Source organism: Tropicimonas sp., assembly GCF_047971885.1.
Lineage (GTDB): Bacteria > Pseudomonadota > Alphaproteobacteria > Rhodobacterales > Rhodobacteraceae > Tropicimonas.
Genome location: NZ_JBKEAE010000140.1, coordinates 1 through 2857, shown reverse-complemented (window position 1 = coordinate 2857; position 2857 = coordinate 1). Strand labels below are relative to the sequence as shown.

General features: G+C 63.3%; 3 protein-coding genes and 1 pseudogene. All 4 read right to left on the bottom strand.

Going from position 1 to position 2857, the window contains the following annotated elements; translation table 11 throughout:
• Positions 1–8 precede the first annotated feature (8 nt).
• On the bottom strand, positions 9–935 hold the full coding sequence (locus tag ACK5IR_RS12070) for an electron transfer flavoprotein subunit alpha/FixB family protein (protein ID WP_416929228.1): 927 nt from the start codon (positions 933–935) through the stop codon (positions 9–11).
• Positions 935–1693 carry an electron transfer flavoprotein subunit beta/FixA family protein gene (locus tag ACK5IR_RS12065; RefSeq protein ID WP_416929226.1) on the bottom strand — a complete coding sequence of 253 codons (759 nt, stop codon included), beginning with the start codon at positions 1691–1693 and terminating at the stop codon, positions 935–937. The genes ACK5IR_RS12070 and ACK5IR_RS12065 overlap by 1 nt, the downstream gene beginning before the upstream one ends.
• 22 nt (positions 1694–1715) lie before the next feature.
• On the bottom strand, positions 1716–2528 hold the full coding sequence (locus ACK5IR_RS12060) for an HpcH/HpaI aldolase/citrate lyase family protein (RefSeq protein WP_416929224.1): 813 nt from the start codon (positions 2526–2528) through the stop codon (positions 1716–1718).
• Positions 2525–2857 (bottom strand): annotated as a pseudogene (locus ACK5IR_RS12055) (hypothetical protein); the annotation flags it as partial. The pseudogene ACK5IR_RS12055 and the gene ACK5IR_RS12060, both read right to left, overlap by 4 nt.

The following is a 2857-nucleotide window of genomic DNA, read 5'->3' as shown; positions in this document are numbered from 1 at the left end:
AAGAAGCGTCAGAGCTTCTCTGTGAGTTCCGGGACGATCTGGAACAGGTCGCCCACAAGGCCGTAATCCGCGACCTGGAAGATGGGGGCTTCCTCGTCCTTGTTGATCGCCACGATGACCTTCGAATCCTTCATCCCCGCGACATGCTGGATCGCGCCAGAGATGCCGACGGCGACGTAAAGCTCCGGCGCCACAATCTTGCCGGTCTGGGCGACCTGCCAGTCATTCGGCGCAAAGCCCGAATCCACCGCCGCGCGCGAGGCACCGACAGCCGCGCCCAGCTTGTCGGCGAGCTTTTCGATCAGTTCGAAGTTCTCTTCCGATCCGACGCCACGGCCACCGGACACCACACGGCCCGCCGAGGTCAGTTCGGGGCGGTCGCTTTCCGCGACCTCGTCGCTGACCCATTTCGACAGGCCCGGATCCTCGCCCGTTGCCTGATCCTCGACCGGGGCCGACCCACCTTCACCCGCCGCATCGAAGCTGGCCGTGCGGATGGTCATGACCTTCTTCGCGTCCTTCGACTTCACCGTCTGGATCGCGTTACCGGCATAGACCGGGCGTTCGAACGTGTCGGCATCGACGACGCCCGATACATCCGAGATCACCATCACATCCAGCAGCGCGGCCACGCGCGGCATGATGTTCTTCGCATCCGTCGTCGCCGGCGCCACGATGTGATCGTAATCCCCCGCCAGCGACACCAGCAGCGCCGCCGTGGGTTCCGCCAGACGGTGGCCGTAAAGATCGTCCTCGGCGACCAGCACCGTGGCCACACCGTCGATCTTCGCGGCCTCATCACCGGCGGCCTTCGCAGACGACCCGGCGGCCAGCACCGTGACATCGCCCAGAGCCTTCACCGCATTCACCGCCTTGGCGGTGGCGTCCCGGTTCAGTTCCCCATTCGTGACTTCGGCAAGCAGCAGAACAGCCATCACACAACCCCCGCTTCTTTGAGTTTCGAGACCAGTTCATCCACCGTCTCCACCTTGATCCCTGCCTTGCGGCCCTCGGGCTCTTTCGTATTGGTGACCTCCAGCCGCGGGCTGACATCGACGCCGTAATCCGCCGCCGTCTTCTCATCCAGAGGCTTCTTCTTCGCCTTCATGATATTGGGCAGCGAGGCATAGCGCGGCTCATTCAGCCGCAGATCCGCCGTCACAATCGCGGGCAGCTTGACCTCGATGGTCTGCAAACCGCCATCGACCTCACGCGTGACCTTCGCGGCCTCACCCTCAATCTCGACCTTCGAGGCAAACGTCGCCTGCGGCCAGCCCAGCAGGGCGGCCAGCATCTGACCCGTCGCATTCATGTCATTGTCGATGGCCTGCTTGCCCGCGATCACGAGCCCCGGCTGTTCCTCATCAATGACAGCCTTCAGGATTTTCGCCACCGCCAGCGGTTCGATATCCTGATGCACATCGTCGGCAGCGACAACCAGAATGGCCCGGTCCGCCCCCATGGCGAGCGCCGTGCGCAGCGTCTCCTGCGCCTGCTTCACGCCGATGGAGACCGCGACCACTTCCTCAGCCGTGCCTTTTTCCTTCAGCCGGATCGCCTCTTCCACCGCAATCTCGTCAAAGGGGTTCATCGACATCTTCACATTCGCAAGATCGACACCAGAGCCGTCAGACTTCACCTTCGCCTTGACGTTATAGTCAATCACACGTTTCACAGGTACGAGGACCTTCATCGGCAAAACTCCCTTTCAATGTTCATTCAGCTTTCGCCGAGGCAAGAATTTTCCGGGCGCGCAGCCTGACCGGCAGGTCAACCATCGCGCCATCGATCATGACCGCGCCGCCTTCGCCCGCGGCCAGAACCCGCTTCGCCCAGGCGACTTCATCCGGGCTGGGACGGAAGGCCGCGACAATCGGCGCGATCTGAGACGGGTGGATCGCGAGCTTGCCGCCCATGCCCAGATCCCGCGCGTGACGCGCATCCTCGGTGACGGCCTGCATGTCGCGAATTTCGGTGGTCACGCCATCAATCGGCGCGGCGATCCCCCCCAGCCGCGAAGAGAGGACCAGTTCCGCCCTAGCCGGCAACAGGACATCGCGCAGATGAGTACAGCCCAGATCGGCGCAATAATCGACAGAGCCGAATGCAAGTCGAAGAACGCCCGGCGTCGCCGCAACCTGTCGCGCGGTTGCCAGACCCGCGGCCGATTCGATCAAAGCGATCACCGGGATCTCGCCCAGAGACGCACAGCACTCCACCAACTCCGCGCCAGCCTTGGCCTTGGGCAGCATGACCGCCGCCACGTTCAGCGACAACGCCCTGGCGATATCCGCCGCGTACCATTCGGAATCGGCAGCGTTAATCCGCAGGATAACCGCAAGGTCTTCCGACAGATCATCGAGCGAATCCCGTGCGCTCGACTTGTCCGCAGGTGCGACCGCGTCCTCAAGATCCACGATTACGGCATCTGCGCCGCTGCCGGCAGCCTTGCCGAAACGCTCTGGCCTGTTCGCCGGCACGAATAGCAGCGTCTGCGCAAGGGCGATCTCATCGTGATGATCGGTCATGCAGCCTCCGCCGTCATGCAGGTCTTGCCAAACTGCTCGCTGACGAGCGCCAACTCCTCCGAGGCGGCGTCGGCTCCCGGAAGCACACACAGTCGCAGCGAGATGCCGGCGAATGCCGGCCCCTGACCACGGAACGAAAAGCGCTTGAGCGAACGGCCAAGCCGTCGCGCGGCATGATCGGCAAGAAGCGTGGCCTGTAGCGGGCCGTGAACGACAAGACCGGGATAGCCCTCCTCGTCCCGCGCATAGGGCAGGTCGTAATGGATCCGGTGCGAATTGAAGGTCAGGGCGGAATATCTGAACAGCAGCGCCGCTGTCGGCAGCAGGGT

Excerpts from the sequence above, each read along its gene's own strand:
- ACK5IR_RS12065 (WP_416929226.1), bottom strand. The coding sequence starts at position 1,693 with ATGAAGGTCCTCGTACCTGTGAAACGTGTGATTGACTATAACGTCAAG.
- ACK5IR_RS12060 (WP_416929224.1), bottom strand. The coding sequence starts at position 2,528 with ATGACCGATCATCACGATGAGATCGCCCTTGCGCAGACGCTGCTATTC.
- ACK5IR_RS12070 (WP_416929228.1), bottom strand. The coding sequence starts at position 935 with ATGGCTGTTCTGCTGCTTGCCGAAGTCACGAATGGGGAACTGAACCGG.